Origin of the sequence: Kitasatospora sp. NPDC002965, assembly GCF_040611255.1 — a bacterium.
Classification (GTDB): Bacteria; Actinomycetota; Actinomycetes; order Streptomycetales; family Streptomycetaceae; genus Kitasatospora.
In genome coordinates this window covers 1-26,084 of the sequence record NZ_JBEXNT010000132.1, presented here as the reverse complement: position 1 = coordinate 26,084, position 26,084 = coordinate 1, and the positions used below count along the sequence as shown (strand labels likewise).

Genomic DNA, 26,084 nt, shown 5'->3' with positions numbered 1-26,084 from the left:
AGCCCCGGGCCGTGCTGTGCGACACCGACCACCTGCGCACCCTCCCGCCGGTGGAGTGGGCGAAGGTCCGGCGGCGGCCCGCACCGGGTTCAGGGCCGGGCTGCTGCCGGGCCCGGCTCGCTGCGGGCGTAGGAGAAGGGGCCGGACGGCCAGATGGCCGTGACGTGCTGGCTTAGCAGCAGGTCCATGAGGTCGGGATCCGGCTGGCCGGGGAGCAGAAGCGCGCGGCGCGGGGACGGTGTGAAGAACCGGGCCTGGTCGTTGAGCCTGCCCAGGGCCTCCCAGACGCCGGGCCGGGCGCGGCTGGCCAGCGGGACGACCAGCTCATCGCGGGTGTGGTCGAACAGCTCCACGTGGATCTCGGAGAGGCTGTGGCCGGTGGTGATCCGGTATCCGGCGGTCTCGCTGCGCTCGGACAGGCGCAGGAAGCCCTCGTAGCGCGCCAGCATGTCGGCGGCGGCCTGCTGGGCGGGGGCGAGGATCTGCCCGGGCAGGGTGAGGCGGACGCCAGGGCCGGTCTTCTCCACCCGGCGCTGTGTCATGGCCGCCGTGCGGTGCGGCAGTCCGCGCGGCGGGCCGGTGAGGGGCCGCAGTCGGAAGACGAGGACCTGGCGCACCTCCAGCGGGCGGTGCGGGTCCTCGGGGGCCTCGACCTGCGCGAAGGGCATGTGGCTGTCGAGCCGGTAGGCGCCGATGTACTCGGCCGGACCGCTCTCCGGTTGGAGGAACAGCCGCAGGGCGCGGCCCTTGTCCTCGTGCCGCAGCAGGGCGCCGTTGCCCTGGGTGAGCTTCTGGTCGGTGCCGTCGCCTCCGCCCTCGCCTCCGAAGTGCACGTGCTCGCCGGTCCAGCCGTCGAACCGGCTCGCGGCGGTCGGGGTGCTGAACAGCATGATGTTCGGACTCGTCCGGGAAGGGCTGATGCGCGGGTGGATGCGGCCGCCGAAGCGGTCGTGGAGCTCGGCGCGCTCGATGCGGTCGCCGGGGGTGAGGTGCCAGTCCATGTGGACGTCTCCTTGGGGGTGTTGGGGTGATGTCGGAACGGGGGGTGCGCCCGGGCGGTCCTCGGGGCTTCGCCCCGGCTGCCCGATAGACACCCGGAGTGACAAGAGAAAGACTACCATGAATGATGCATTCAATGTAGGTCGTGGACCCCGAGCACGAGCTGCTTCGGGGCCGCGAGGGCTGCGAGGACCCGCTCTCGCCAGTGCAGCGCGTACCGCCGGCAGTTGCGGCAGTCCGCCGCCCGGTGGTCGCACTCCGTCAGCCGTACCTGGCGCTTGCGCGCTCCGGACGACCACGCGTAGCTGTCCGCGCTGGCCAGGTGGTGCCCGTAGGTCCGGAGTCCTTGGAGCTTCAGCCCGAAGCCGTGCAGGGCGAGGCCGCGGGCGGCCAGCTCCGCCAGGATGTGCCCGGCCTCCCGGGTGCCCTGGCGCCGGCACACCGACCCGACGCCGACCAGCGGCAGCGACCCCAGGTCCACGCCGGCGGCCTCGTACATCGCGCAGTGCTCCAGGTACTCCTCCACCCGCTGGCCCTGCAGGACCGGCATCCACGGCGCGGCCGGGAACTGCTCCACCAGGTACAGGTACGAGTCGACGGTGAACTCCTGGTGCTGCGCGACGGTGAAGCCCGTCCGCGCGGTGATCTGCGGCTCGCACATGAAGTCCTGGCAGCTGGCGAACTCGGGCGGGGCGCCGAAGCGGTCCATGAGCCGGTAGACCATGCCTCCCCACTCGTCGGTGCTGAGCAGATAGTCGCCGTACTTGCCCACCTGGCTGAACCCGGCGCTGTCCAGCGCGAACCGGCACCGGGCGACGGGGGAGCGCGGGCCGCCCAGCCGGTAGTCCATCAAGGCGTTCGCGGACAGCATCAGCGGCACGTGCGAGTCCCGGGCCCAACGGGGCGGCCCGCCGAGGTAGAACACGGTCCCCCGGCGTGCGGGAGCACGGTTCGGCCGGCCGGTGACGGTCGGGCGGGAGAGAGCGGCCGGGGCGCTTGGCGCCGAGACGGTGAGCATCGCGAAGACTCCTCGGGGGAACTGGTGGTGAGAGCCGCCCGGGGGCGGGGGCGGAGGCCCGGCTGGGGTGCTTTTTGGCATCCCCCCGCCGGGCGGTCATGCCGCCGTGAGCGCGGCCCGCTTCCGGGCCCGGGCGTTCTTCGCCTGCCGCCGCTCGTCGCGTTCGCGCTGGAGTTCGCTGAACGAAGCAGCGCCCACCAACTTCGTTCCCCGGTTGGCGGGGATCCCGACTCTCGGATCCCCGAGCACGGCCAGTAGGTCGGAAGCGCTCTGGTCGCTGTAGCCGGCGGCCTCCAGTGCCTCGACGGTGGGGAAGACGTCGGCGTGCCGCATGTGCTCGCGGTCCACCAAGTGGTCCTCCGTGCCGCCCAGACTCGCGCACCACAGGAAGTTCGCCGGCCGGTCCGGCTCCACCAGTCGCAGGAACCGGGAGATGGCCTTGGTGTAGCAGTAGAACCGCACGTGCGGGGCGGACCTGGCGATGCGCAGCCACGCGAGTACGTAGCTGTCGCTGAAGAAGTCGCCGGCGTCGTGGATGCGCACCCAGACGTTGGGGCTGCGGTAGCGGCGCCCGCGCAGCTCCGCCTTCATCCGGCGCTCCCACTCCAGCGGCTCGTCCAGGACGAGTTCCAGGTTGCGCACGTGCGCGGCCAGGACGTTGGGGAACCGGCGGTAGGAGCTTCCGGGGGCGACCGCGTAGCAGAGGGGCCCGCCGCAGATCCCGGCCTGGGGGCAGGCATTGAAGAACTTGCCGCTGGTCAGCTTCACGACCCACGCCGGAATGGTCCACGTGAAAAACTGTGGATTGTCGGGTTCGCCGGTGGTCCGGCAGACGTCGGTGTTGTTCTTCGACAGCAGCTTGTCGGGCCAGGCCAGGCGGGACGGCGGGTCCACGGCCAGGCCGGGGATGGTCAGGGGGATATCCATGCCCACAGCGGTGCTCTTTTCTCGCGCAGCCGGTTCGATTGCCTTCCGGGAGCCACCCGGCCTGACAGAGAAAAGACTACCATGGATAATGCATTGAATCTATCCGTGTGGGCGCCCCCGGTACTCCTCCGTCAACGCCCCGGCCCCCTCCTCGAAGCGCTGCGCCGCCCACGTCGCCCACCGGGCGGCGTGCTCCGCATTGCCCCGGTCGTAGCGCCGCGACTCCCAGTTCGGCCCCTGCGGGTCCGTCACGATACGCAGCAGCTCCTCCGCCAGGCCGGTGATCTCCCGCATGGCTGCCGCCGGGTCTTTGCTGCGCCCGGCCTCGACCTCGGCCAGCAGCCCCAGGGCACGGCCGGACGCCTCCGCGCACCCGGCCACCCGCGACAGCGACGACAGCTCGTCCGAGACGTTCAAGAGCCGGCGCTCCGAGCACTCCTCCGGGTACAGGACCCGGAACGGCACCGCCGGCAGGGCGGCGAGCACGGCCGCAGAGGGCCGGACGAACCTCCGCAGAGGCTCCGCGAACAGTACGTAGCCCTCGTGAGGCCGGTCCGCCTCCGCCGGTTCCAGCTGGTACGACACCCGCCCGTCGCGGTGCTCCTCCCGGCCGCACACCCGCCACGGCCGGCTCCACGCCGGACCGTGCCCCGTCCCCGCCAGACGCACCACGTCCAGCCGCTGAAGCTCCTCGCCCTCGGCCGCGGCCACCCATCCCTCCGGCGGCTCCTCGCGGCGCCGCTGCTGCGTGGCCGCTGCCGCCCGGGCGTCGACCGTCACCACGATGGCGTCCGCAGCCTCCCACCGGGTGTCCGACGGCCCGGACCTGTCCCCGCCGTCGACCTCGTGCCACCAGTCGCGGGCCCCGCGCCACACTCGTCCGCGTTCGCGGCCGTCGACCGCCACCGGGTAGCGACCGTCCTTGTCGCGTCGGCCGATAGAAGTGCGGTCCTGGCGGGCGCGCAGCCGCTCGCGCTCGGCGGCGGCCTTCGCCGCATCGCGCCGTGCGAGCTCGCGCCGGGTCTGTTCCCGGGTCAGCGCCCCGCGGCGCGGCCCGATCCTGCCCATGATCACCAGACCGATGCCCGGCCGGCCGGCATGGCCGCGCTGGTAGTCGTCCAGGGCCTGGAGTTCGGCGGCGAGCGCCGCGTCGTCCAGGCCGGCCGGTGCGGCCGTGCCTACCGGCGGCTCTGGCAGGGCCGGGGCCGCCCTGTTCTCGTCGGCTTCGCTCATCGTTCGTCCTCCTTCGCGGGGTAGGCGTTCGCCGTGGCGCTGACGGACGCCTGGTAACCACGGCCGTTCAGTGCGGCCTCGACCAGGGCGACGACGTCGTCGGCCTCGTCGGCGCTCTCCAGGTTGGATACGAACACCTCGACGTTCGCGAAGTGGCTGCTCACGCGTCCTCCTTGACGCTCGTGCAGCCGCGCCTCTGCTTGCAGGACAGCGCGGCGGCGTTCATCTGGGCCAGGTTCTTCTCGGCCCAGTCGTAGGCGCGCTCCTGGTGGTCGGTGCGGCAGTCCATGATGTGGCCTCCGCCCCACTCCCTCGGCTTGCGCCAGTCGTACGTGTTGTCGTGCCAGGCCGTCCACAGAACCCGGTGCTTGGGGCACGCCGCGACGTGCTCGGGCATGGGCGTCGACGGACGGCCCGAGATGTGCGCGATCGGATAGAGGCCGGCGCTCTTGAGTTGCTGGAAGTCCATTGGTTCTCCTGCCGGGATGGCGCGGGGCAGGCCCGGGGCCTGGTCGGTGCGGATCGGGCGGGGCCGGTCGACGACGCCCCGCCCGAAGGGGCGGCTACGGGCGGTCGGTGATGGTCCAGCAGAGGCGGAGGATCTCCTTGAGGCGCTCGGTTGCGTCGGCCCACTTGTGCTCGCCCGCCGCCCGTACGGCAGTAACCATGAGGCCGAGCAGGCGCGGAGGGACGGAGGCCACCAACGAGGGCCCGACACCGATGTGCGGCAGTCCCTCCCGCAGTGCTACCAGCTTCCCGGCCGGGGACGACGGGTCCGGTTCATCGTTCGGGGGCCACATCTCGGCAGCGGGTTCCAGCCCGGCCTCCCGGAGTTGTGCGCCGATCCCACCCCGGGCCACGTCGAGGATCTCCGCGACGCTTTCGAGAGCGGCCGGGAAAAGGGACCGGTACTCGCGCTCGCTGTTGGACCAGGGCCAGGGGTCCGGGATCACGAGCCAGGAACTCGGGGGCACAGGGGTTCTCCGTTCGGTAGGTTCGACTCCCTTCCGGGAGACGCCCGGTCTGTCAAGAGAAAGCATACCATGAATAATGCATGGAAGTAGGTGGGCGCAGCCACCTACACGACGAACAGCCGCTGCAGCTCGCCCTGCCGGTGATCGCGCCCGTGCCCGCGAACGATGGCCGCGTCCCCGCTGGGGGCGGGGCCGCGCCACCCGCAGGTGCACCCCTCGACGTACAGCGGAGGGCACGCCACCCACCCGCCGGAGATCGCGCCGCTCGCCCAGGCCTCGGCGCCGACTACCCCGGTCCGGAGGCGGTGCTGGTACAGGGTCATGGCGATGCGGCCGGCGTAGGAGACCGTGACGTGACCGTGCGCACCGCCCCCGTCCGGGGTGAGCCACCCCGCGGCGAGCAGATGCCGAGCCGATGCCGGGGGGACATGCTCAAAGCGGGTGGCGGCCGCGCCGGCCGGAGTGAGCATCGCCCCCTCAGGGTGCTCCTCCTCCCAGGCTGCCAGCAGGGCCAGGTCCTCGTACTGCCGCAGGGTCGGGCGGACGGGGTGGGCGGCCTCCAGGACCGCGGTCCACCTTCTTGAGGCGGGCAACGTACCGCAGGCGGAGGGAGGGTGGCTGATGGAGTGGGTGATGGTGAGGGTGCCGTGCCGTTCGCCGCCGGCCGTGACTGCCGCCTCGTCGAACAGCAGGGCGGAATCGATCACGGCATCGGCCTCCGCGGCGGACAGGGCCGCAGTGCGGCGGGTGCCGTCGAACTCGGTGATGCGGGCGGTGAACGCGACGGGCGGCACGGAACTCCTCCGGTGTCGTGGACGGACGGGGCGCGGGTTGGCGGGCTGCCGCTCGGCGCCCCTTGGCAACCCGTACGGGGCGCGGGCGCCAAGGGGGCGGACGCGTCAGCTGTCCAGCTGCGTCTGGAGGGCGCGCTGGATCTGCTGCACCGCCAGGACGTCGCTGCGCATCCTTGGTCCGCCGAGCTCCTGGCGGGCCGGGTCGTAGGGGTAGACGCGGACCTTCGCGGTGAACCGGCGGGCGAGGGTGAGCGCGGTCTTCGCCAGGTCGACCTCGTTCGGCAGGTCCTCCCAGCCGGGATCGCAGCTGAGGAGCAGGTAGCGGCGCTCCGTGGTGCCGGGCAGAGCGGTCGGGACGAATCCCCACGTCTCCTCGAAGGCCTCCCAGTAGGTGTCGACGGCGGCCTGGGGGTGGGAGGCGTAGGCCTCGCGGTGGACGGTGGCGCCGGGCTCGCGGTTCATCCAGCTGATCCGGTGGGGCTTGTCCCAGAGGCTGGAGACGGTGAGGAGAAGGTCCTCCTCGGCGGTGACGGTCCACACCTCCGGCTCGGTCCACGGTCCGCCGTCGAGGGAGGGGAGCTCCTTGGGGCCGACTCCGGTGACCACGGCCGTTGCGGTGCCGTCGGTGTTGGTGCGTAGCCAACTGTTGTCGAGGCATCGGGTGAAGCCCGGGCCCGGGTGCCAGGCGGGGCCGTCCGTGAACGCCTCGCGCGGGAAGATCACGAGTGCGGCGACCATGCCGTTCCCGTAGTGGTGCCGGCGGGGGTTCCAGGTGCGGCGGGCGGCGCGCTGGACGTGCCGGCGCAGGCTGCGCTTCACGGGGTTCTCCTGGGGGTGGTGAAGGGGGGTGGTCGAGGGTGGGGCGGTGGTGCCCGGTCCGGCCGTCTGGTGGAGGCCGGACCGGACGGCGGGTCAGTCCTCGCCGGGGCCGCAGATGCCCAGCGCGTACCACCACACCCACGAACTCCCGTCGACGAACAGACGGGGGTAGTTCCAGATGTTCTGGTCCGGCTCGTTCATCCACCGGACCTGGTCCAGGGACAGGCCGGGCATCTACACCTCGGCTGTGCGGCGGTCGGGCAGGTTCAGGCGGAAGGCGTATCGGCCGTCCCCGTAGCCGTCGTTCGGGGTGGCCAGGAAGCCGGTGGCGATGATGCCCCGGTCGGCCAGGTCCTCGATGAATCGGGTCATGTTCTCGTCGGCGGCGCGGCGGTGGGCGCCCGGCACGGGCCCGGAGCCGGGGCTGATGATGACGGGCACGGGGACTTCCTTGCGGTGCTGGTGCGGCCTGGGGCAGGCACGGATGACGGGGGCGCCGTCACGGGTGGGCGGGGTGGTCGTTCTGGCCGGAGGGGGTGGTCTTTTCCGCGATCGGCAGGGGCGCGCTCTTCGCCTGCTCGTAGGCCGCGATCATCGCGGGCAGGGCATGGGCGAACGCGACCGTGTCCCAGTAGCCAGGGAAGTAGCGGGCGCTCGTCGCGCATGAGGCGGGCCACAACGAGCAGTTGCACAGGTCCTCGTGGTAGAGGTCGTTCAGCGCCTTGTTGCCGGCGTCGATCAAGGCGGCGAGCAGTTCGGGAGGGAGCGGGGCGGCGGTCACCGGGTACGTCCTTGTTCGGTGGTGAGAGGAGGGGGAGCTGGGCCGCGTTACCAGCTGACCCGGATCAGGTAGGAACCCGGCTCGACCAGCCCACGGCAGGCCAGGTCGCTCAGCAGGATCTGCGGGGCCGGGTCGTTGCTGTTCCCGGCCAACCACTCGGTCAGCTTCTCCCGGTCGTAGCCGTCCAAGCCGGGACGGCTGACCAGTGGAGAGGCGGTGTCCGACGGGTCCTCATAGAACTGGTTGAGGTCATTGCTGTCGACGACGTGGAAGGTCTCGGGGGAGATTTTCAGGGGCATGCTGGTGTCCTTGTCCGATGGCCGGAAGGGGGTGGGGCCGCCGCCGCACGGCGGCGGCCCTGCAGGATTCAGGGCCGGAACCCGGTGGCCTTCCAGCTGCTGAGCAGCGCCCGCTTGGTGCGCTGCCCCGCCGCGAGCCACTCGCCCTGGCTTCCAACCCACACGGCCTGGCTTAGCAGGTTGACCAGGCGTTCGGCGGCGAGCAGCTCCGGTTCCGGGTCCTGGGTGCAGGTGTCCAGGAGGGTGCGCAGGTCGCGGTACAGGGCGATCCACTGACCGGCGGGTGTCTGCGGGTCGGGCCCCACGTCGAGCGGCCACCGGGCCGGGGCGGCCTCGATCTCGGGGCCGGTCAGCCGCTCGCCCCAGCCGGGGCGGGCGGCCTCCACGAGCACGGCCACGGCCTGCACTGCTGCGGGAAGCAGCGCGCGGTACTCGGCTTCGCGGTTGAGGTGCGGCCAGCGGTCGGCCGGGTTCTGGTGCGCCATGATCGGGGTCCTCTCGATGCGGTTCGATTGCCTTCCGGGAGCCACCCGGCCTGACAAGAGAAAGACTACCATGAATATTGCATCGAAGGTAGCCGTCCGGACCCCTGCCGAGTGAGGCGGGTGGCGGCGGCCCTTCTCGGCGGCGGGGTGGCCGGGCCGCCCCGCCGTCGAGGGTTATGCGCGGGTGAAGACCTTTCCCTCGGCGTCGATCCCGTGGGAGTCGCCTTCGTCGTCGTGGCCCGCATGGTCCTCCAGCAGCGCCGCGGCGGTGCCGCTCCGTCCGTAGGCGTGCAGGAAGGCGGAGAAGGTCTCCGCCTCCCCGCAGGTCAGTCCGGCGGAGCTGCTGCTCACGTCGAGGAGCAGGTAGCCGTCGCCGATCGCGTCGGCGAGCTCCTGGGCGGCGCCGACCTGCTCGGCGGTGATGACGGTGTGCTCGGCGCTCCCGCAGTGGGGGCAGTGGAAGGACTCGGTCGAGCCGTCGACGGTGACGACGGCGCAGCACTGGCCGCAGTATGCGGCGTTGGCGAGGGCCACGGGTGCCCACCTTTCATGGTGTACGGAAATGCGTCGGCGTGGGCGCCTGTGGGCTGATGACTCCCGAAGGCATTCCGACTGACAAGACAAAGTATACCATGAAGAATGCATTCAAATTGGGTGAGGCGCCTTACGCACGCCCCACCCCGCCCGGTCAACGGCCGGTCAGTCCCGGGCCACCGGCGCCGCCGGTTCCGGCCGCCCCGGCCCGCCGACCAGCTCACCCGGCCGCGCCTCGGCCCCCTCCCGGGTCTCCTGCAAGATGATGAGCAGGACGTCGCGGACCGTCGGCCTGATCCGCCCGCCGCGCGGACCGGACCGGCCGTCGGCCCACCGCGCCGCCCCAAGCTGCTTCCTGACGGAGTACTGGCCGCGTTCGGGCAGCCAGATCAGTTCGAACACCCAGCGCCCGGCGTCCGTCGTCCCCGCGATGCGCACCACCAGCATCTGACCGCCCGTGCCGGTACGGCAGGTCATCCGCCAACCGCCCTCGGACGCCGCCGCCCAGAGCTCCCCGACCGACCGCGGGACGCTGTGGACCGGATTCCACTGGCCGTGCTCGCCGACCGGCGCGACCGTGCCGGCGGCGGCCCGCCGACGGGCAAGCCGCCGTGCCAGCGCGGCCTCCGCCACGGCCCGCGCCTCCTCCCGGCACCGCTGCTCCTCGGCATCCCGCGCCGCCCACTCCTCGCGGCGCCGGGCCACCTCGGCCTCCTGCCGTGCCCGGTCCTGCCGCGCCTCGTCGGGCCCGGCCGGGGACACCCGGTCCACCGGCACCTCCCGCGGGACGGTCCCCGCCGCGCCCGTCACCCGGAACCGGCCCCGGCCGCGGTAGGCCACGATCCGCCCCGCGTACCGGACCGCACTCGGCCCGTCGTCCGCCGGCTGCACCCACACGTCGGCGCCCCGGGCGAACCGCCCGCGCCCGTCCTCCTCCCGGCCGGCCTCCTCGGCGTCCCGCCGTGCCAGGAAGTCCCATCGCGCCCAGTCCGCCGACTCCTCGTCCTCCCCGGCCTGCCGCGCCGCCTCGTAGACCTCTACCCCGGCGTCGTGCCGTGCGATGCGCTCGGCCTCGATCCGCTCGCGTACGGCGTCGTGCCGGTCGCGTCGGCGGCGCAGCCCGTGGTCGACCAGCAGCAGCCGCCGCAGCGCCGTCGCCTCCTCGACCGCTCCGGCCCGCTCCCACAGTTCCAGCGTCACGAAGTCCTGCAGCACGTCCAGCGACAGCCCCATGTTCCACCCGCGGCCGACCAGCGCGGACCACACCCGCGCCGCCGCCTGGTGGCCCTCGCCGATGCGAAGACCCGCGCCCGGCGCGTACAACTCCTCACCGCGCCGCGACTCCTCCTCCAGCCTCCCCGCCCGCTCCTGCTGCGCCTGGTCGCCGCCGACCCGTAGCAGCGCGGCGGCCGCCGCCCCGAGCGCGTACACGGCCCGGTTGGTGTCCCGGTCCAGGGTCAGGCTCGCGCCCAGCTCGGCGCGCGGGTCCGCGCCGGGGTGGAAGGCGTCGTAGCCCTGGAGGTACGTCATGCCGGGCCGGTGGTTCTCGGCCCACCACTGGCCGAACTGGCGGGCGGGCGCCTCGTAAGCCTGGACGACCGCACGGGCGAAGTCCTCGGCGGTGCCGTCCGGGTTGGCCGCCCGCCAGGCGGTCTCCTCCGCCTCATCGGCCTGCAGCTGCGCGGCTACGTACGGCGCGCACAGCTTCTCGGCCTCCGCGTCGAGCGCGGCGTTGCGCGCCAGACGGGCGGCGTCCTCGCAGGCCTCGGCCAGCGTCCGGGCCTCCTCGGCAATCTCGAACGCGCTGCGGGCCCCGGCCTCGCCCGACTCCTCGGTCAGCACGCGGGCGGCTTCCTCGGCGTCGCGCGCGCGCTCGGCCTGTGCCGTGACGACGTCCAGGGCGGCCTCCGCCCATGCCGCGCCGGCGGCCCATTCCTCCTGGAGCCGGTCCTGGACGCCGCGAACCTCCCTCGCGTGCCCGGCCGCGGCCCGGTGCTGCTCGGCGGCGTCGGCGCTCCACTGCCCGACGCTCAGGCCGTGGTGGGTACGGCCGGCCTTCTCCGCGGCCGCGTCGATCATCACCGGGGCGAAGCGCTCCAGGAGACTGCCGACCTCCCGCCAGCCGAACGGGTCGGCGATCGGCCGGCCGTCCTTGCGCAGGATCGCGCTCCGCCAGCGCAGCGCGTGCGCCTGGTCCTCCTCCCAGCAGCAGACCACCTCGACGGCCATGGACTCGCGGTTGTGGCGTACCTGGGCGGTGAGCCGGACGGTGACGCTCCCAGTCTCGCGCTCGGTGCTGACCGTCCAGCCGGCGGCGCGGGCGCGCTCGGTCAGCCGAACGGCGTTGCGGGGAAGGCCGGTCGTGCCGGCGGGGGTGCTGTTCTGGGTGTTCACGGGGGCGCCTTTCTGGCAGTGATGGTCGGTCGTTCAGCGGCCGGGCGGGCGGGGTTGCCCGCCGGGCTTCCGTACTGGGGTGTGTGGGGGCGTCAGTCGTCGGCCGGGGCCGGGCCGCGCTCAGCGCGCGCGGTGTCCAGCTCCCCGTACAGGGCGTCTTGCAGCTCGACGGCCGGAACGCTGTCGCGCCCCGGCGCCTCCAGCGAGATCCGCACCCGCCGCAGCCGCTCGTGCAACGCCTGGCGGCCTCCCGCGACGGGCGGCCCAGAGCCTGCTCCCACGCCCGAACGGCCTCGGCCTCGGCCGACTCCACCCGCCGCTCCGCGAGCGCCAGGCGTTCCAGCAGCTCGGACAGGGGCAGGTCCAGGAACTCGGCCGGGTACGGGGCCCCGGCCGCGTCTCGGCCCTCGGCGGACCCGGTACGGGAGGGGCGGATGCTGTCGGGCTCGGCCTGCATGGTGGCACGTGGCAGTGGGATGCGGGTGGTGGACGGACCGGCCGGGTCGCGGAAGCGAGTCGTCGGGCGAACGCCCGGGTCGCGTGTCCGGCCCGACCGGTCCGGGGCCCCGCAGCTGCTCCCGGGTGCCTCGACCTCCAGGAGAGGAAGAGACCGGTTACCCGGTCCTGGCGGGATCCGGCGATGCTGCGGGGCGGTCTGGGGGAGCGCCCTCCGGGACGGCGGGTACGACCGCCGCCCCGGGGCGTCAGATGCCGATCGGGAAGATCGTCAGCCCAGGAACCTCAGGCCCTGTACGCGCTGGGTGCTCTCGGCGATCACGACCAGCGGCGAGCCCCCGTCGTGGCCGAACCTGACGGTCAACTGCACGGTGCGACGACAGGCCGTCGTACGGGACAGGTACTCGAAGGCGAACGGCACCGGTGCGCCGTCGTCCCTCTGCGCGGACACCACGGCCTGGTGCGCCTCCCGCAGCAAGGTCTCCAGACGCTCGGCCTCGACGGCCGCAGAACCTCGCCAGGCCACGCAGTCCGCGACGGACAGGTCCAGCGCCACCGGCCACTGGAACCGGGCCTGACGCTGCGCATCCTCGGACACCCGGACCAGGGTGCGGCCGGTGAAGTCCTCGGTCACGGGCGACGACCTGACCGGGCCGCCGTAGTACTCGGTCAGGCGGGTGTAGGTGATGCGGTTCATGGGTGGGTCCTCTTCCGGTCGTGATTCGATTGCCTTCCGGGAGCCACCCGGACTGACATAGGAAAGACTACCATGAATGATGCATTGAAAGTAGTCGTTGCGGGTCGCCGCCGACGGTCTCAGCCCTGCGTGCGCCAGTCCTGGTGGAGCATGGCGCCCAGTCGCCGCGCGTGCTCGTCCGCCTCGGCGCCGAACAGTCGCTCGTAGCCCTCGACGTCCAGCACCTCGGCGTCGACGGGCAGGGTGTCTCCAGGGGGCAGCTGGGCCGTCAGTCGGGCGGCAAGGCACAGTGCGGACGGCGGCAGGGGGACCTGCACGCTCCCCGCCGACACGGCGGCCAGCAGCTCGGCGCCGGTGGCCGGCCTGGTGTCCTGGCGGGTGGCCACCCTCTCCAGCAGCTCCCGAACGTGCGCGCGGTACAGCCGCGGCGCCGACTCCAGCACGTCGGAGGGCTGCAGCAGCAGGAAGGCGTTCCACAGCGGCCCCTGTTCCGTCTCGCCGTGGCGCTCGCGGGCGGCGTCGATCTCTTCCTGGGCGGTGTCCCAAGCCTCGGCGGCGAGTGCCGTCTGGCGCTCCAGCGCCCCCATGACGTCCAGGAACGAAGTGCTGTCGGTAGTGCGGTCGGTCAAGGTGCCTCCAAGGGGCGATTGCGTGCAGTCGGCCGGGAGGATCCCGGCGTGGGGCGGGCTTGCCCGGCGGTCGCCGATTGCCCCTCCTCCCGGGCAGGGTCGTCCGATGGGGACCGGATCCGGGGCGCGGCCGAAACCACGCCCCGGACGGCCCGTCAGTCCTCGCGGAGGAACACCACGGTCATCACCCGCTCGCGGTCATCACCGATCCCCCTGACCGCGACCAGCTGCGTCTCCCGACCGGTGCCGGGGCTGTCGACCTCCTCGAAGACGAAGGTGAAGGCCACGTGGGGATAGGTCCTTCCCTGCCCCATGGCCGACCGGACGGCGGAGTTCGCGCTCCGCAGCAGTGCGCGCAGGCGCGACGCCTCCACCTCCTGGTCGCCGTTCCACGTGACACACCGGGTGTGAACCATCTCCGACAGTGCCGTCGGCCACCCGAGCCCGGCCTGACGCTGCGCCTCCTCGGGCACCGCGACCAGGACGCCGTCCGCGATCGCCTCGGCGCGGCTGTAGGTGGCGATGGGGCTGCCCTCGTCCATCGGGTCGGTGGTCTTGTCGCTCATGGGAATGTCCCCTCTTCTGCGGTTCGAATGCCTTCCGGGAGCCGCCCGGCCTGACAAGAGAAAGCCTACCATGAAAAATGCATCTAGGTTGGCCGTGTCCGCAGCTGGACGGCCGAGCACTCCAGGATCCGCCACACGGTGAACGGGTCCCCGACCTGGTCATAGGGCCGGACTGCGGCCCTGCCCCCGAACTCCCGGACCACCAGCGCGGCGGCATCGATCACCTCGCGCTCGTTCGGCCCGTTCGGGTGCGCGGGCAGGCACGGCAGCAGCAGCGACCACCGGCCGTCGGGCTTGCGCGCCGGCCGGAACCCCCACCGCCCGGCGAACGCCTCCCAGTACTCCGCGGCTGCGGCCGCGGGGTGGCCGGAGAGCAGCTCCCGGCCCACGCGGATACCGGGGGCCCGGCGCAGTTCGGTGACCCGGGCCGGCTGTCCCCACAGGAACGCGGGCGGCTGCGCGTCCGCCGGGCCGGTGACGGTCCACACCTCCGGGCCGTCCGGCACGCCCACGGCGCGCAGCGGCAGCTGCGCACCGGCCACGACCATGGTGGTGGCCTCAGGGGTGCGGCGTATCCAGGACTGCCCGGCCCGGCAGACCTCGAAGCGGTCGCCCGGGCTCCACGCCGGCGCCCGCGGGAAGGCACCTTCGGGGAAGGTGATGCGGACCGCGGCGGCGCCGGCGTTCGCACCGCGGCGGGCAGGGGTCCAGGTGGCCAGGACGGCAGACATGACGGCCCGCTCAAGGGTGCGCTTCATCGCGGCTTCTCCTCGGACTGATCGGTGATGGGTGGCTGCCGGGCGCTGCCCGGGTGCCCGTGCGGGACGGGCACCCGGGCAGCGCTCAGGCGCCCTTGTGGATGCGGCGGCCGGGCGGCTGGGCGCAGGTCCGGCAGCGCTTCACCATGCGGGAGGTCCAGGGCGACCGCATGGTGACGGGGTCGGCGGGGTGCGGGGTCTCCTCGGCGGCGGCGCAGCCGGAACAGCTGTCCCACATGAACGCGCGGCCGTGGGCACACAGCACGCGCCCGGCACCGGCCTCCGCCGCCGGGGCGTGCGGGAAGTCGACGACCATGCACGTGGCGTTGTCCCGGTGCTCTCCGCCCAGGGCGAGCGCCAGGCTCACCAAATGCTTCGCGCACCCGGCGGGGTCCAGGGCGGCAAGCTCCGCGCCCAGATCGCGCGCGGCGTCCTCGATCGGCTCGTAGCAGCCATCGGAGGCGAGCAGCAGCCGCGCACCGGAGCGGTCGTGCACGGCCGTCCGCTCCGGCTCCATCGCGGCCCCGGGGTCCGGGTGGCCGAGACAGCGGGTGACGCGGTTACGGGACCACCTAGGCGCCTGGCCCCCGGCGGCCTCGATCTCGGCCCGCAGGTTGTGATCCGTGGTCAGCCGCTGAAGGTGACCGTCCGGGGACAGGAGGTAGGCGCGGCAGTCGCCGATCCACGCGACGCGCAGCAGCTGATCCGGCCCCGTCACGGCGGCGACGGCGCACGCGCCCGGCGCCCAGCCGGCCTGAGCGGCGAGCTCGTTCTGCACCTGAGTGACGGCCTCGTCCGGCTCCAGGGAGCGGGCGGTCAGATCGGCCAGACGCCGGGCCCGGGCGCGGGTCCACTCCCGGACCTGGTCACTGGAACCGATCCCGTCCAGCAGGACGAAGGCGCGGCCGCCGTCGCCGGTGGACCGGGTGGCGGTGGCGTCGCACTGGTGCGAACGGGTGCCGATGTGCTGAGCGGTGGCGTGCGTGGGCACAGAGTGCTCCAAGGTGTTGGGGTGGGTGGGCTGCGGGTGTCGGCATGCTCCGGGCGGTGGGGCGCGCGGCCCGGCGGGGCGGACCTGGGGTCGGCCGGAGCGCGAGAGTGGGAAGGTGGCGGGCCCGGCGGTCGGGAGGCGGTGCTGCCAGCCTGGGGTGTGGCTGGCAGCACCGGGCCTTGCTACCGGTCGTCGGTCGTGCTGGGGTCGAAGAGCTGGCCGAGCGGGCCGTCAAGGTGGGACGTGAGATCCCAGGTGAGGGTGGGGCCGTTCCAGACCTCCGCCGTCACCTCGACCGACGAGACCGTCGCCGCGACGGGGCGGAAGCCGTCGGAGAGCGACCACTGCGCCGTGATCCGGAAGTCCACGGAGGTGTTGTTCCGCAGCTTCCCCGTCACCATGAGCGCGATGTGCTCGTCCGTCGCCTCCCGCAGGGGTACGAAGTCGCCCAGGATGCACTGGGTGCAGCCGCAGTCGTAGGGGTCGATCGCGTAGGGCGGCGTCTTCGGTCTGGACATGGTTGGACCTCTCGGATCGTCGGGGTTCGATTGCCCTCCGGGAGCCACCCGGCATGACAAGAGAAAGACTACCGTCAATAATGCATCGAAGCAAGTTGGCGGCACGTCCCTCGACCCCCGGCGGGGGGCCGTGGCGATCACGTTCGGCCGGGTGCGAAAGGGAGGGTGTCTCCCGCTTCGCGCCCCGGTTGTGCCCGCCTCGGCTCTCGCTCGGCGGGCACGGTGCGGAAGTAGAACGAGGGCAGGACGGTCAACAGCGGGGTGCTGTCGGGGTGGGCGTCACCGGGCCGCGAGTCCTCGTGGGGCATCGCGGCGCTGGTGAGGAGGCAGTCCGCACCGAGGAATTCCCGCCCGATCCACCGGGAGGCGAACACGGTCTGCGGCAGGTGCGACTTGTCGGCGTCGTACCGGGCCTGGGCCAGCATGGCGGCTGTCAGCTCGTCCACGCTGGGCGGCAGGGCGTCCGTCTCGCGCCATCGCCGAACCGGGTCCGAGCTCGCCGAAGGGACCGGGTTGTTGCGCATCGCCCAGCGGGCGAACACCAGGGTCGGGGCCTCGCGCCACTCGCCCGGGGCACGTCCCTCCGAATAGTAGCGTTCGAACTTCAGGTACGTGCCCCGATAGCGCCAGACCAGGCGGAACTCTCCCCGCCCGCGTGCGGTGTCCGCGCCCACCGTCGCCACCCATCCGTCGCCGGTGTTGGTCACGTCGGCCGGGGACCACGTGACCTCGGCGCTCCAGCCGTGCCGGCGTGCGTAGTCGAGGACGGCGGAGACCGTGCCTGGCACCTTCCGGGAGGTCGGGAGGGCGGTTGTGGTGGTGTGCATGGTGGCTCCTTCGTGTGTGGCGACGTGATGGTGGCGGCCGTGGTGCCTCGCGGCAGTGGGGCCGGGGCGGGGGCTTCCCCGCCCCGGCAGCTGCGTTACGCGACGGGCAGGGCGCCCGCCTGGGCGGCTTCCATGGCGACGGCGGCCTCCGGGCTCTCTCGGAATTCCAGGAAGGCGCGGAAGGTACTGCGGACGGTCTCAGCGGTCGCGGTGAGCATCGCGCGGACCTCCTTCGGCTCGCGGCCCGCCCACCCGGCGATGTAGTCGGCGGACTCCACCGTGGCATCCACGCCGTAGAACGCGGCGACCATGTGGGCCACCGATTCCGCCTCGGTCTCCATCCGGCCCCGGTGGCGGAAGTACCCGTCCATGTCCGCGACGTGACCGCACCCGATGTGCCCGGCGACTTCGTGAGCGAGAGTCAGGGACGCCTGGGCGGCCTTCTCCTTGTCGCTGACCCGTACCGTCTTCGTGGACGGCCGCGTCCAGCCCTGTGCGGTCCCGGTCTCTCCGGTCTCGACGCTGTAGCCGTGGTGCACGGCGTAGGCGGTCAGCATCCGCCACATCTCGGCGGGGGCCTCGCCCGGGGTGCCCGCACCGAACCGCTTCACGGGGGCTGGGAGGGCGGGCGTGATGAAGTAGAGCCCGTCCTTCGGCTTGTGCTGCCACATGGGCTCGGTCTGGCTGGCGTCGAAACGGGGAACGAGCATGTACCCCTTCGGCCGACCCTCGCCGCCCTCCTCCTCGCTGGGGACGTCGTCCGCCTCCTGGCCCTTCTTCTTGGCCGTGATCGGGGCGAAGATCCGGAGGGACTTCTGGTTCAGCATCACCTGTCGGCCGCGCTCCTGCCACTGCTTGTACGTGCACACGGCGGTCGCGTGCGGGCACTGCGTGAGGATCAGGAAGATGTTGTTCGCGGAAAAGCGGCCGATCTCGGTCCCGGCGGCCCGGGCCATCTGGGTCAGCATGGCCATCCATCCCTCGGAAGTGGCCAGGCCCATCACGGCGTCTTCCAGACCCTGACGAAGCCTCTCCGTCATTTCCTTGTGCTCGGCGGCCTTGACGGCCTTCTCGGCCTCGGTGAGGGTGCGGCGGCGGGTGCGCTTGGCCATGATCGTTCTCCTTCGGTCGCGGTTCGATTGCCTACCGGGAGCCACCCGGTCGGACAAGAGAAAGACTACCATGATTAATGCATTGAAACTAGGGGGTGGATCGCCGGGCGCAGGCCGGACCGCTGCTGCGACGGGCGCCGACAGACGGCCGGCGTGCGCCCGGCGATCCGTCAGCGGCGCCGCTGCGCACGCCTGTGCTCCAGTGCTTCGCCCGCCTGGCGCCGTGCCCCGGCCGCCGCGTCGAACCCGTGGGCGCCCGCCACGATCCGGCGCAGCGACTTCTCCGAGAGGGCGCTCAGCGGCCAGAAATGGGTGATCTCGCGCGGGAAGCTGAGTGACACGGTGGCGTCGTCGCCCAACCGGGCCGGGCCCTCGGCGTCGTAGAACCACACGACGTAGGGCGCTGTGGAGTCCTGGCCGAACCGACTCAGGACAACCGCCCGGGCCGTCCCCATCCGCCTGAGGCCGGCTTGCACGCGTTCGCACTCGACGACCATTCCGGGCGCCAGGACGGCGGGGGCCGCTCGGTTCATGGCCACGGCAATGGGGGGCTTGGACATGGGGATCCTCCGGATTGTGGGAGTTGACGGCGCGCGCCGGTGGGGCGCGCCCGGACGGCGCGCCCCACCGGGGGGAATCAGGCGACGGCGGCCTTGCGCGGCCGCTTGGCGAACCCGTACGTGGCGTCCTTGGGCGACACCTCCACGTCAGCGGTGAACCTCACCCGCTTGCCCTGGAAGGACCGCGCGGGCCCGTCGCCGAGTGCGCGGAGGAGCGCGGCCGGGACCGTGCTCCACACCCGCCACCCGGCCTCGCCACGGACCAACATCTTGTAGCGGCCAGCGGACCCGAAGTCCGCGTCGTCGTAGCGGGCGTGAACGATCTCCCCCTCGATCTCCAGCGCCTTGCCGGTGGGTACGGGGGCCGCCGTGGCGGCCTCCTCGGCGCGCCGCTGCTGCGCCTGGGCGCGGCGGCGGGCGTACTCCATGCACCGCCCCACCGCTGCTTCCTGGCGCACCGTCAGCGGCCGCAGCTGCGCCACCTCGCGCGCCATGTCCGCCACGAAGTCGTTGTCGTGCGACCCCTCGGCAAGGTAGGCCAGCAGCTCCGCGCGGCCCGGCTCGGCGGCGCTCCACGCCTCGAACGCCCGCTGCGCCCGCGTCCGCGTGGCGGCCTCCTTCTTCGCGCGCTTCTCCTCCTCCCGGGCGACGCGGGCCCGGTAGGCGGTGACGGCCCGTTCCGTCTCCTCCCGCGTGGACTGCGCCCCGAACGACTTGCCGTGGTTCGCCCCGCCGCACGAGCATGAGCACGACGGGCCGACGGCCCCCATGCAGCTCGCGTCGCAGGACTCGTCGCGGGTGACGGCGAACAGCCGCTCACCGCGCAGCATCTGCCCGCACTCCGGGCACGGCGGGTTCGGCACCTCGGCCCGCACGGGGCGGACGCACGGCTTGCAGCGCGCCAGGAAGTGGGAGGTGGGCTGCGCGGAGATGATCGTGCCGTTGCCGTTCACGTGCGGGTCCTCTCGGGGGAGCGGTTCGATTGCCTTCCGGGAGCCACCCGGCCTGACAAGAGAAAGGCTACCATGGATAATGCATTGAGTCGACTTGAGTGCCCGCTTCCGCACGTCCCGCAACGGCCGTTCCTGCCGCCGGCCGGAAAGGCGCCTTCGAAGGCGGGACCGTCCCGCGGTCGGTCCGAACCGTCCCCCCTGGGGGCCGCCGGCCTTCCGGGCCGCCCCGCCGGGGCGGCCCGGAGCGGCCTACCAGGGGGCGTCGTCGTGCTCGTGGGCCCGGTCCTCAAAGTAGGTCCACCACCCCTCGGAAGCGATCGCGACCGGCACCGGGCGGCTGTCGCCCGGCCGCCCCTCGTCGGCCGCGCGCCAGGCTTCGGTGAGCTCCGCCTGGCGGACGGCGGCGCCGAGCGACCGGGCCGACACGTGGTACACGTGCACGCGCGGCGTGTCGGGGTACTCGAACACGACGTGGTAGGCGCGTTCGGACAGTGCCTGAGCCAGCCATCCGGAAAGCCACGTCAGCTCCCGCCGGACGGCGTGGGCCGTCCTCGCCAGCGGGCGGAACAGACGGCTGTGGCGCATGGCCTGGAGGCGCCGGCGGAAGGCGCGGGCGGGGCGGGTGGTCATCGGTCGGACTCCTTGGGCAGAGAAGCGGTGGCGGGGCGCCGGGCGGCGGACTGGCCGCCGCCCGGCGCCGGGCGGGCGGCTCAGAGCGCGAGGGACACCGACTTGCGGCGCACGCACCGCACGGCAACGTCGTTGGTGGCCCGGTCGCGCAGCACGTACCGGGGTCCGTCGGGCTCCCCGGCGCAGCGCTGGCAGACGCACGGCTCGGAGCGGTACAGACCGTGCTGGTCCGTCACGCTGCCGTGATAGCGGACAAGGGTCCCGCGCCGGATGGGGGCGGTGCCCGCGTGCGCCGCCGGGACCCCCTCCGGGTCCTGGTCCTCGCTGCCCTCGGGCTCCGGCTCGGCGGACCGGACGGGCGTGGGACCCGCGTCCGCCCAGCCCTTCGACCACTGGGCTTCCTGGAAGGCGACCGACGACCACCGGTCCGGGTTGCCGAGCCTGCCCGCGAACCCGAACGCCCGCAGGTCCCCGTGCTGCCGGTGCGGGGCGACCGCGACGCACTCGAACACCGTGCGGATCTCCGGGGCAAGGAGTGCGTCCGCGAGGACGTACGTGCGGCCCGGCTCGAAGAACTCCGACTTGCTTCCCATGATCGTGATCCCATCTCGCGGTGTGCGGTTCGATGCCGGGGCGGGAGCCACCCGCCCCGGGCTTGGCCGTGTTGAGCCCCGGTTCCGGGGGAGGGGGGCGGGCCGTCCGGCCCGCCCCCGGCGCACTCAGGTGCAGTCCAGTCCGCAGCTGAGGCACACGAGAACCTCGTAGTCCGCGATCCAGACACCCTGGCCGCTGGTGTCCAGGCACTCCTCCGGCCGAGCGGTCGCCCACGGGCTCTCGCCGTCGATCAGGACCACGAACGTGCCCGGGACCACGTACTCCCGGTGCGGGCCGTGATGGGCGACCGGCTCCGCGCGGTAGCAGAGTCCGGCGGGGAGCTCCCGGAGCGGCGCGGGGAGCGCCGGGGTGCCCGGCCCGGCGGTCTCCACCGGCTTCTTGGGGGTGAGCAGCGCCAGAGTCGACATGATCGCGGTTCCTCTCGTCGTGGTCCGATTACCTTCCGGGAGCCACCCGGCCTGACAAGAGAAAGACTACCATGGATAATGCATTGAAAGTAGGTGATCCACGCCACACGCGGCGAGCGGGATACGCCCGGCCTCCGCCCGCGGGCCGGCGCCGGGCGCAACCCGCGGCACTGGAAGGGCCATCAGCCGCGGCCCGGCCCGGCCTTCCTGGACCCGACCGGCCCCCGGCGGGCACACGGCCCGCCGGGGATCCCCCAGAGGCCTTCGCCTACCGCTGCGCCCCCTCGGAGCGCTCCGGCAGGGCCGGGCCAACAGGGGTGGCGGCGGCGCGTGCCGGGTCCCAGCCCTGCCGGAGCCGGCGGGCCATCACAGCGGAGCTGACCGCGCGCCCCGGTCCCGGGGCGGGGGCGGGGGCGGCCCTGACGGCCTCGATGATCTGCCGGGCGACAGAGTGCCCGGCAGGGGTGAGGTAGAAGCGGAATCGCCTGCGGGGGGCGCCGTGGCGGTCGACCTCTTCGGTGGTCTCCAGCCGGGCCTCAGCGAGCTTGCGGCGCTCCAGGGCGTTCCGCGTCAGACCGCCGTCTGTGATCTTCCCCTTGGGGGCGCGGTGGGCCTTGAGAAGCATGCTGCTCATCGGGGCGGACAGAGGAAGGGCGTACACCGGGGCGTCTCCTGACATGCGTAGGGGGTGTCCTGCGGCGGGCGCCGCCCCCGCTCCGGGCGGGGGCGGCGCCTCCTGGCCGGTGGTCAGTTGGGTCGGGTCCCGCGCTGCGGACCGGCGGCGCGGAAGTCGGCCGACTTGTCCGAGAGATCGAACAGCGCGGCCGTCTCGGCCGGGCTGACGGGCTCCCACTCGTGCCCTTCAAGGGCGGCGCGCGCGTGGCCCAACTGCGTCGCGATGAACTCCGGGATGTTGACGCCCCGGGTGTTGGGGTTGAACCCGTAGAACACCGCCTCCTTGTCCCTGACCGACGCGTCCGCAACGGCCCCGTACATGACCAGGACCTGGCGGGCCCGGCGGCGCTGCTCGGCCCGCTCGGCGGCAACCAGGGCGGCGCGCGCCGCCAGCGTGCGCTCCTGGGTCTTCCTCGCCCCGGCCACCTCGGCCCGCGTCGCGGATCCGTCCTCGACGCAGAACATGGACAGGAAGGCGTCCGCGTACTCGGTGAGGACACTCATGGCCAGCTTGCCACCCTCGACCACCAGGCTCCGCGACCGGCCGCGCTTGACCCACCGGCCGCCCTGGACGGCCACGCGCAGCGCCAGCGACCGGGGGTCGTGGTCGTCGTCCCCCGTCATTGCATTGGTGCCCTCCAGCCACTCGGCGAACGCACCGGGCACGTTCACCGTGGCCACCGGGAGCGGGGCCGGGGCGGTGGCCGGAGCCGGCTGGACCGCCGCCTGGGCCTCCGGCTGCGCCGACCGCTCGGCAATCACCTGCTGCGCCCACAGGTTTACGTTGGTGACGTCGGCGGGCAGCTCGTAGGGGGTCTCGTGCACGCCCCCGATGAACAGGTAGGCGGTGCGTCCTTCGACGGTGACCGTTACCCGCTTCTTCCCCACGTACAGCGGCCGGGCCTCGTGGATGGTGTGTGCACCGGGCGCCGACGGCTCGTAGGTGCCGGTGAGGTCGGGGGCGGTCTGCTTAACCAGAGCCTCGGTCATGGTCTCTGTCCTCTCGTCGTAGTCCGATTGCCTTCCGGGGAGCCACCCGGCCTGACAAGAGAAAGACTACCATGGAAAATGCATTGAATGTGTGTGATCTGCGCCTCACGACACCGGATACGCCGTGATCACCTCCCGAATCCGCCGCACCGACGGCGCGTAATGAGTCCTCGGCACCTCGGGCGTCTGCGCCGTTCCCGACCCGAACAACCGCACCCGGCCGGGCGCGGCACCCCATGAATGCCACGTGCGGCGGAATTCCCAACCAAGCCAATCCGGCGCTTCTCCTTGTCCTCGGCCGCCCGGCCGACCTGGACCGTGTAGAACGGCGCCCCGTCGCTCGCCCGCCCCCACTGCTCCAACACCAGCCACCCATGGGCCCGGGCGTGCTCTACCAGCCTCCGGCCGGCCTCGGGGGCCTCGTACCCGACGGGCAGCACAGCCAGCAGCTCAACCAACCGGGCGCGCACCACCTTCAACCGCGCCTCTCCTCCGGGCTGCGCTCCCTGACCCGCCGCAGCGCCTGGAACTCCGCGCTCGACGCCTCGCGCTCTTCGTTGCCCATCAGGCATCCCCTTCCTGAGACGGGCCGGGCGCAGCGCGCACCCGGCCCCGGCCTGTCGGGGCGCAGCACTGCTGCACCTTTGTTCTGGGGGCGGGGCTACGCCCTCGGGCTCGGCCTGGCGGCCGAGCCCGGCCCTGCTCGGGGGTGCGGGCGATCGGGCCGGGCGGGGGCGGCTGGCGCCGCCGTGGCCCGGCGCTGCGCGCCTTCTCGTGGCCCCGGGAGGGCCCGGGGGGCGGGGGATAGGCCCCCGCCCCCCGGTGCCGGTTAGGCGCTGACGAAGGCCAGGACGGGGGCCTCCTGGGCCGGGAACAACGTGTCGGCGTCGCCGGTCGGCTCGGCCACGGGCGCGGCGGGGGCCTTCTTCTTGGTCGTCTTGCGGTACACCGCGTCGGGGGCGGTGAGGGTGACGCCCGCGCCGGGCTCGAACGTCCACTTGGCGGCCCGGAACGCGTTCATCACGTGGGCGAGGGCCTGGGTCCGGTGGGGGGTGCTGAGGTTGTCGCGGGTGACGACACTGACCCCGTTCACGGTGTAGGAGAATTCGACGTTGGCCGTGTGGGCCTTCGGGATGTCGTTCTCGATGATGACGGCGGCGGCAGCGACAACGGCGGTGATGTTCTTCTTCATGGGAATTCTCCGATTCTCGGATCTGGGTTTCGGTGGTTTTTGGGAATGCCGGGGGGGCGGCTTCGCCCGCCCCCCCGGCGGCGCCTGTCAGGCGGCGGTCAGGGCCAGCAGCCGGGCGCGGACGGCGCGGTACGGGGGCTTGCGCGGCGCGTACTTCTCGGCGATGTCGCGGACCTCGTCCAGGGTGTAGCGGGTGGTGGGCCGCTCGCCCTCGGCCGGGCCCTCGATGGTCCGGGTGGTGGTGCCCGGGGCCCCCGTGATCTTGAGGGCCTTCGCCACAGTGCGCATGCTGTTCGCGCAGCCCTCGGCGGTCCGGCGGTTCATGTCGCACGCGGCCAGCGCGTAGGTGGCCAGGGAACGCGGGCGGTGACCGAAGGTCTTGGCCAACCGACCGGCGCGGCGACGGTTGCGGACGATCCCTGCGGCCTTGCGGGCACTGCGGTTCATGCTGTCCTCCATGCTCGTAGCGGTTCGATTGCCTTCCGGGAGCCACCCGGCCTGACAAGAGAAAGACTACCATGGAGAATGCATCGAAGGGAAGCCCGGTCGGGCCCGGAGTGTCGGCCGGGCTCGCTCGGGACTCCTGACGCAACTCCTGACGTGACTCCCGACCCAACTCCTGACCTGGCTCCTGACGCCAACACCCCCGCCCGGGGCACCCAGTGGCATCGGTGCAGCTCAGAGGGCCAACCAAGGTGGCCGGAAATTCTGACAACCCTCTCTCTGCGCCCCTCTTCTTCTCCTGTGTGGGTGGTGGTGGTGTGGGTGGGTGGCGGTTGGTGGCGTCGTGTGGGTTGTGGTGGGCCTGCGGCGCTTGGTTGGTGGCGGCCTGGCGGCCGGGCCCTGCGGGTTGTGGCGGGGCTGTGGGGGGTGGTGGCGGGGTGTTCTGGGGCGCCCACCCCCGGGCCCTCGTCCCGGGCTCTGGGCGGGGCTGTGGGGTGGGTTCAGGGGGTTGTTGCCGGCTTGGGGATGGTGGGGGTGTGGTGGTGGGTTCTGTGGCCGGTGCTGGGTGGCTGGTGGGTGGGGTGGCCCGGCGGTCGGCCGGGTGGTGGTGTCGGGGGCCGGGGCGGTCGGGGTGGCGGGTCGGGGTGCTCCGGCCTCCGGTGGGTTCGGCCACTGGTCGGGCGGTCGGTGGCGGTCCGGGGCCGGGGTGGTGGCTGGGCGGTCGGCCGGGCAGGGTGGTCGGTGGCCCGCTGTTGGCCGGGTGGTGGTGGTTCGGGGTGGCCCGGCCTCTGGGGTGTGGGTGGGTGTTCGGGGTGTTTCCTCGGGAGTTCCTCGGTGGGTTTGCCGGGGGTGGTTGCGGGCCATCGGCCCGGGGTGATTCCGTGGTGGTTCTGGGAATCGCTCGGTGGGTTTATCCCGCCGGTCGGTGTCCGCTATTCCCAGGTAATTCGCGCGCGCATTCACCGTAAAGTGGTCTAGTCCACCATTTCCGCGTTTCTGTTTTCGCCTTTCCTGGATTTGCCTGGGGTTTTCCGGGGGTTCCGTGACGGTGTGTCCGGGGGTTCGCCGGGGTCTCCGCGCTGCGCCCGGCCCGCCGCCCCCGCCACCTTCCCCCGGGCCACTGCCGCCGCCACCGCCGTCATCGCCGCCACCGGCGGCGGGCCCGGGGGAGGGAGGGTGTCCCCGTCTCCGGGGAGGGGGTGACGCCCTGTCCGTTCCCCGCCCCACCGGGGCGGGCTCCCTGCCCCCGCGAAGGGGCCCGGACGGCCCGTCAGCCACCCCCGCCCGGGGCCTGCGGCCCCGGTGCCCGCCCCTGCCCCCGGGGCCGCCGCAGGCGGCGCCCCTGACACTCCGCCGTCCGGGCCCGGATCCCTTCCGGCCCTTGTCCCTTCCACCGAGGAATCACGAGAGAACGGGTACGGGCCCGGCCACCGGCCGGGGCCCGAACCGCCACCGCCCACCCCTGGCCCCAACCCCGGCCCCACTCCCCGCCCCACCCTCACTTCCCGGGCCACCGGCCCGGCACACCCCACCCCCCACCCCACCGTCCCGCACCCTGCCCCCGGACCGGCCACCGGCCGGGCCTCCCGGCCCCCACCCGCCCCCACCCCTGACACCCCCACACCCAAAGCGCCGTCAGGCGCCACCCATTCCCACGAATTGGCCACCGGCCAATTCCACCAACAATGCGCCGCCTATTACCCGAGCCCAAAACAAAGGCGCCGCAGGCGCCGAAGGGGCGCGCCTGACGGCCCGCCAGGGCCGCCCTGGCCGCCAGGCCAGGGGCAAGGGCGCAGCCCTTCCGCCC

General features: G+C 72.9%; 34 protein-coding genes. All 34 read right to left on the bottom strand.

What is annotated here, in order from left to right; genetic code table 11:
* Positions 1-89: 89 nt before the first annotated feature.
* The gene (locus ABZY91_RS34350) at positions 90-1,001 is read right to left on the bottom strand and encodes a hypothetical protein (RefSeq protein WP_355407170.1); all 912 of its coding nucleotides are present in this window, start codon (positions 999-1,001) and stop codon (positions 90-92) included.
* Between the two features lie 131 nt (positions 1,002-1,132).
* Complete coding sequence (locus ABZY91_RS34345) at positions 1,133-2,017, bottom strand: hypothetical protein (protein WP_355407168.1); 885 nt, start codon at positions 2,015-2,017, stop codon at positions 1,133-1,135.
* 96 nt (positions 2,018-2,113) lie between these two features.
* A complete protein-coding gene (locus ABZY91_RS34340) occupies positions 2,114-2,944 on the bottom strand; it encodes a hypothetical protein (RefSeq protein ID WP_355407166.1) in 831 nt (276 codons plus the stop codon).
* A gap of 99 nt (positions 2,945-3,043) precedes the next feature.
* Positions 3,044-4,177, bottom strand: a complete 1,134-nt coding sequence (locus ABZY91_RS34335; RefSeq protein WP_355407164.1) for a hypothetical protein — start codon at positions 4,175-4,177, stop codon at positions 3,044-3,046.
* Positions 4,174-4,341, bottom strand: a complete 168-nt coding sequence (locus tag ABZY91_RS34330) for a hypothetical protein (protein WP_350565894.1) — start codon at positions 4,339-4,341, stop codon at positions 4,174-4,176. The genes ABZY91_RS34335 and ABZY91_RS34330 overlap by 4 nt, the downstream gene beginning before the upstream one ends.
* Positions 4,338-4,646 carry a hypothetical protein gene (locus tag ABZY91_RS34325; RefSeq protein WP_355407162.1) on the bottom strand — a complete coding sequence of 103 codons (309 nt, stop codon included), beginning with the start codon at positions 4,644-4,646 and terminating at the stop codon, positions 4,338-4,340. The genes ABZY91_RS34330 and ABZY91_RS34325 overlap by 4 nt, the downstream gene beginning before the upstream one ends.
* Positions 4,647-4,740: 94 nt before the next feature.
* A complete protein-coding gene (locus ABZY91_RS34320; RefSeq protein ID WP_355407160.1) occupies positions 4,741-5,151 on the bottom strand; it encodes a hypothetical protein in 411 nt (136 codons plus the stop codon).
* Between the two features lie 104 nt (positions 5,152-5,255).
* Positions 5,256-5,945, bottom strand: coding sequence for a hypothetical protein (locus tag ABZY91_RS34315; RefSeq protein WP_355407158.1), 690 nt, complete (start codon positions 5,943-5,945; stop codon positions 5,256-5,258).
* 105 nt (positions 5,946-6,050) lie between these two features.
* Positions 6,051-6,764 carry a hypothetical protein gene (locus ABZY91_RS34310; RefSeq protein ID WP_355407156.1) on the bottom strand — a complete coding sequence of 238 codons (714 nt, stop codon included), beginning with the start codon at positions 6,762-6,764 and terminating at the stop codon, positions 6,051-6,053.
* Between the two features lie 93 nt (positions 6,765-6,857).
* Positions 6,858-6,998: a hypothetical protein gene (locus ABZY91_RS34305; protein WP_355407154.1), complete on the bottom strand. Its 141-nt coding sequence runs from the start codon at positions 6,996-6,998 to the stop codon at positions 6,858-6,860.
* Positions 6,999-7,205, bottom strand: coding sequence for a hypothetical protein (locus ABZY91_RS34300; RefSeq protein WP_355407152.1), 207 nt, complete (start codon positions 7,203-7,205; stop codon positions 6,999-7,001).
* 58 nt (positions 7,206-7,263) lie between these two features.
* Positions 7,264-7,545, bottom strand: a complete 282-nt coding sequence (locus tag ABZY91_RS34295) for a hypothetical protein (protein WP_355407150.1) — start codon at positions 7,543-7,545, stop codon at positions 7,264-7,266.
* 47 nt (positions 7,546-7,592) lie between these two features.
* The gene (locus tag ABZY91_RS34290) at positions 7,593-7,844 is read right to left on the bottom strand and encodes a hypothetical protein (protein ID WP_355407148.1); all 252 of its coding nucleotides are present in this window, start codon (positions 7,842-7,844) and stop codon (positions 7,593-7,595) included.
* Between the two features lie 68 nt (positions 7,845-7,912).
* Positions 7,913-8,329, bottom strand: coding sequence for a hypothetical protein (locus ABZY91_RS34285; RefSeq protein ID WP_355407146.1), 417 nt, complete (start codon positions 8,327-8,329; stop codon positions 7,913-7,915).
* A gap of 174 nt (positions 8,330-8,503) precedes the next feature.
* Positions 8,504-8,863 (bottom strand): hypothetical protein, encoded by a 360-nt coding sequence (locus ABZY91_RS34280; protein WP_355407144.1) that lies wholly within the window; start codon positions 8,861-8,863, stop codon positions 8,504-8,506.
* A 165-nt stretch (positions 8,864-9,028) separates the two neighbouring features.
* The gene (locus ABZY91_RS34275) at positions 9,029-11,257 is read right to left on the bottom strand and encodes a hypothetical protein (RefSeq protein ID WP_355407142.1); all 2,229 of its coding nucleotides are present in this window, start codon (positions 11,255-11,257) and stop codon (positions 9,029-9,031) included.
* Positions 11,258-11,349: 92 nt separating this feature from the next.
* Entirely contained in the window at positions 11,350-11,538 is a 189-nt protein-coding gene (locus ABZY91_RS34270; RefSeq protein ID WP_355407140.1) for a hypothetical protein, read from the bottom strand.
* 446 nt (positions 11,539-11,984) lie between these two features.
* The gene (locus ABZY91_RS34265) at positions 11,985-12,410 is read right to left on the bottom strand and encodes a hypothetical protein (protein ID WP_355407138.1); all 426 of its coding nucleotides are present in this window, start codon (positions 12,408-12,410) and stop codon (positions 11,985-11,987) included.
* Between the two features lie 119 nt (positions 12,411-12,529).
* Positions 12,530-13,039, bottom strand: coding sequence for a hypothetical protein (locus ABZY91_RS34260; protein ID WP_355407136.1), 510 nt, complete (start codon positions 13,037-13,039; stop codon positions 12,530-12,532).
* Positions 13,040-13,194: 155 nt separating this feature from the next.
* Positions 13,195-13,605 carry a DUF6573 family protein gene (locus ABZY91_RS34255; RefSeq protein ID WP_355407134.1) on the bottom strand — a complete coding sequence of 137 codons (411 nt, stop codon included), beginning with the start codon at positions 13,603-13,605 and terminating at the stop codon, positions 13,195-13,197.
* 83 nt (positions 13,606-13,688) lie between these two features.
* On the bottom strand, positions 13,689-14,363 hold the full coding sequence (locus ABZY91_RS34250) for a hypothetical protein (RefSeq protein WP_355407132.1): 675 nt from the start codon (positions 14,361-14,363) through the stop codon (positions 13,689-13,691).
* Between the two features lie 85 nt (positions 14,364-14,448).
* Positions 14,449-15,354, bottom strand: a complete 906-nt coding sequence (locus ABZY91_RS34245; RefSeq protein ID WP_355407130.1) for a PP2C family protein-serine/threonine phosphatase — start codon at positions 15,352-15,354, stop codon at positions 14,449-14,451.
* 182 nt (positions 15,355-15,536) lie between these two features.
* Positions 15,537-15,872 carry a hypothetical protein gene (locus ABZY91_RS34240; RefSeq protein WP_355407128.1) on the bottom strand — a complete coding sequence of 112 codons (336 nt, stop codon included), beginning with the start codon at positions 15,870-15,872 and terminating at the stop codon, positions 15,537-15,539.
* A 137-nt stretch (positions 15,873-16,009) separates the two neighbouring features.
* Positions 16,010-16,699: a hypothetical protein gene (locus tag ABZY91_RS34235; RefSeq protein ID WP_355407126.1), complete on the bottom strand. Its 690-nt coding sequence runs from the start codon at positions 16,697-16,699 to the stop codon at positions 16,010-16,012.
* A gap of 95 nt (positions 16,700-16,794) precedes the next feature.
* Positions 16,795-17,811 (bottom strand): ArdC-like ssDNA-binding domain-containing protein, encoded by a 1,017-nt coding sequence (locus tag ABZY91_RS34230; protein WP_355407124.1) that lies wholly within the window; start codon positions 17,809-17,811, stop codon positions 16,795-16,797.
* A 170-nt stretch (positions 17,812-17,981) separates the two neighbouring features.
* Positions 17,982-18,371: a DUF6409 family protein gene (locus tag ABZY91_RS34225; RefSeq protein WP_355407122.1), complete on the bottom strand. Its 390-nt coding sequence runs from the start codon at positions 18,369-18,371 to the stop codon at positions 17,982-17,984.
* A gap of 77 nt (positions 18,372-18,448) precedes the next feature.
* Complete coding sequence (locus tag ABZY91_RS34220; RefSeq protein WP_355407120.1) at positions 18,449-19,324, bottom strand: hypothetical protein; 876 nt, start codon at positions 19,322-19,324, stop codon at positions 18,449-18,451.
* Positions 19,325-19,573: 249 nt separating this feature from the next.
* Positions 19,574-19,954, bottom strand: a complete 381-nt coding sequence (locus tag ABZY91_RS34215) for a hypothetical protein (protein ID WP_355407118.1) — start codon at positions 19,952-19,954, stop codon at positions 19,574-19,576.
* Between the two features lie 80 nt (positions 19,955-20,034).
* Complete coding sequence (locus ABZY91_RS34210; protein ID WP_355407116.1) at positions 20,035-20,547, bottom strand: hypothetical protein; 513 nt, start codon at positions 20,545-20,547, stop codon at positions 20,035-20,037.
* A 126-nt stretch (positions 20,548-20,673) separates the two neighbouring features.
* Complete coding sequence (locus ABZY91_RS34205) at positions 20,674-20,976, bottom strand: hypothetical protein (RefSeq protein WP_355407114.1); 303 nt, start codon at positions 20,974-20,976, stop codon at positions 20,674-20,676.
* 268 nt (positions 20,977-21,244) lie between these two features.
* Complete coding sequence (locus tag ABZY91_RS34200) at positions 21,245-21,610, bottom strand: hypothetical protein (RefSeq protein WP_355407112.1); 366 nt, start codon at positions 21,608-21,610, stop codon at positions 21,245-21,247.
* A gap of 113 nt (positions 21,611-21,723) precedes the next feature.
* A complete protein-coding gene (locus ABZY91_RS34195) occupies positions 21,724-22,641 on the bottom strand; it encodes a hypothetical protein (RefSeq protein WP_355407110.1) in 918 nt (305 codons plus the stop codon).
* A gap of 829 nt (positions 22,642-23,470) precedes the next feature.
* Positions 23,471-23,833 (bottom strand): hypothetical protein, encoded by a 363-nt coding sequence (locus ABZY91_RS34190; protein WP_355407108.1) that lies wholly within the window; start codon positions 23,831-23,833, stop codon positions 23,471-23,473.
* Positions 23,834-23,920: 87 nt separating this feature from the next.
* Positions 23,921-24,280, bottom strand: a complete 360-nt coding sequence (locus tag ABZY91_RS34185) for a hypothetical protein (RefSeq protein WP_355407106.1) — start codon at positions 24,278-24,280, stop codon at positions 23,921-23,923.
* Positions 24,281-26,084 lie beyond the last annotated feature (1,804 nt).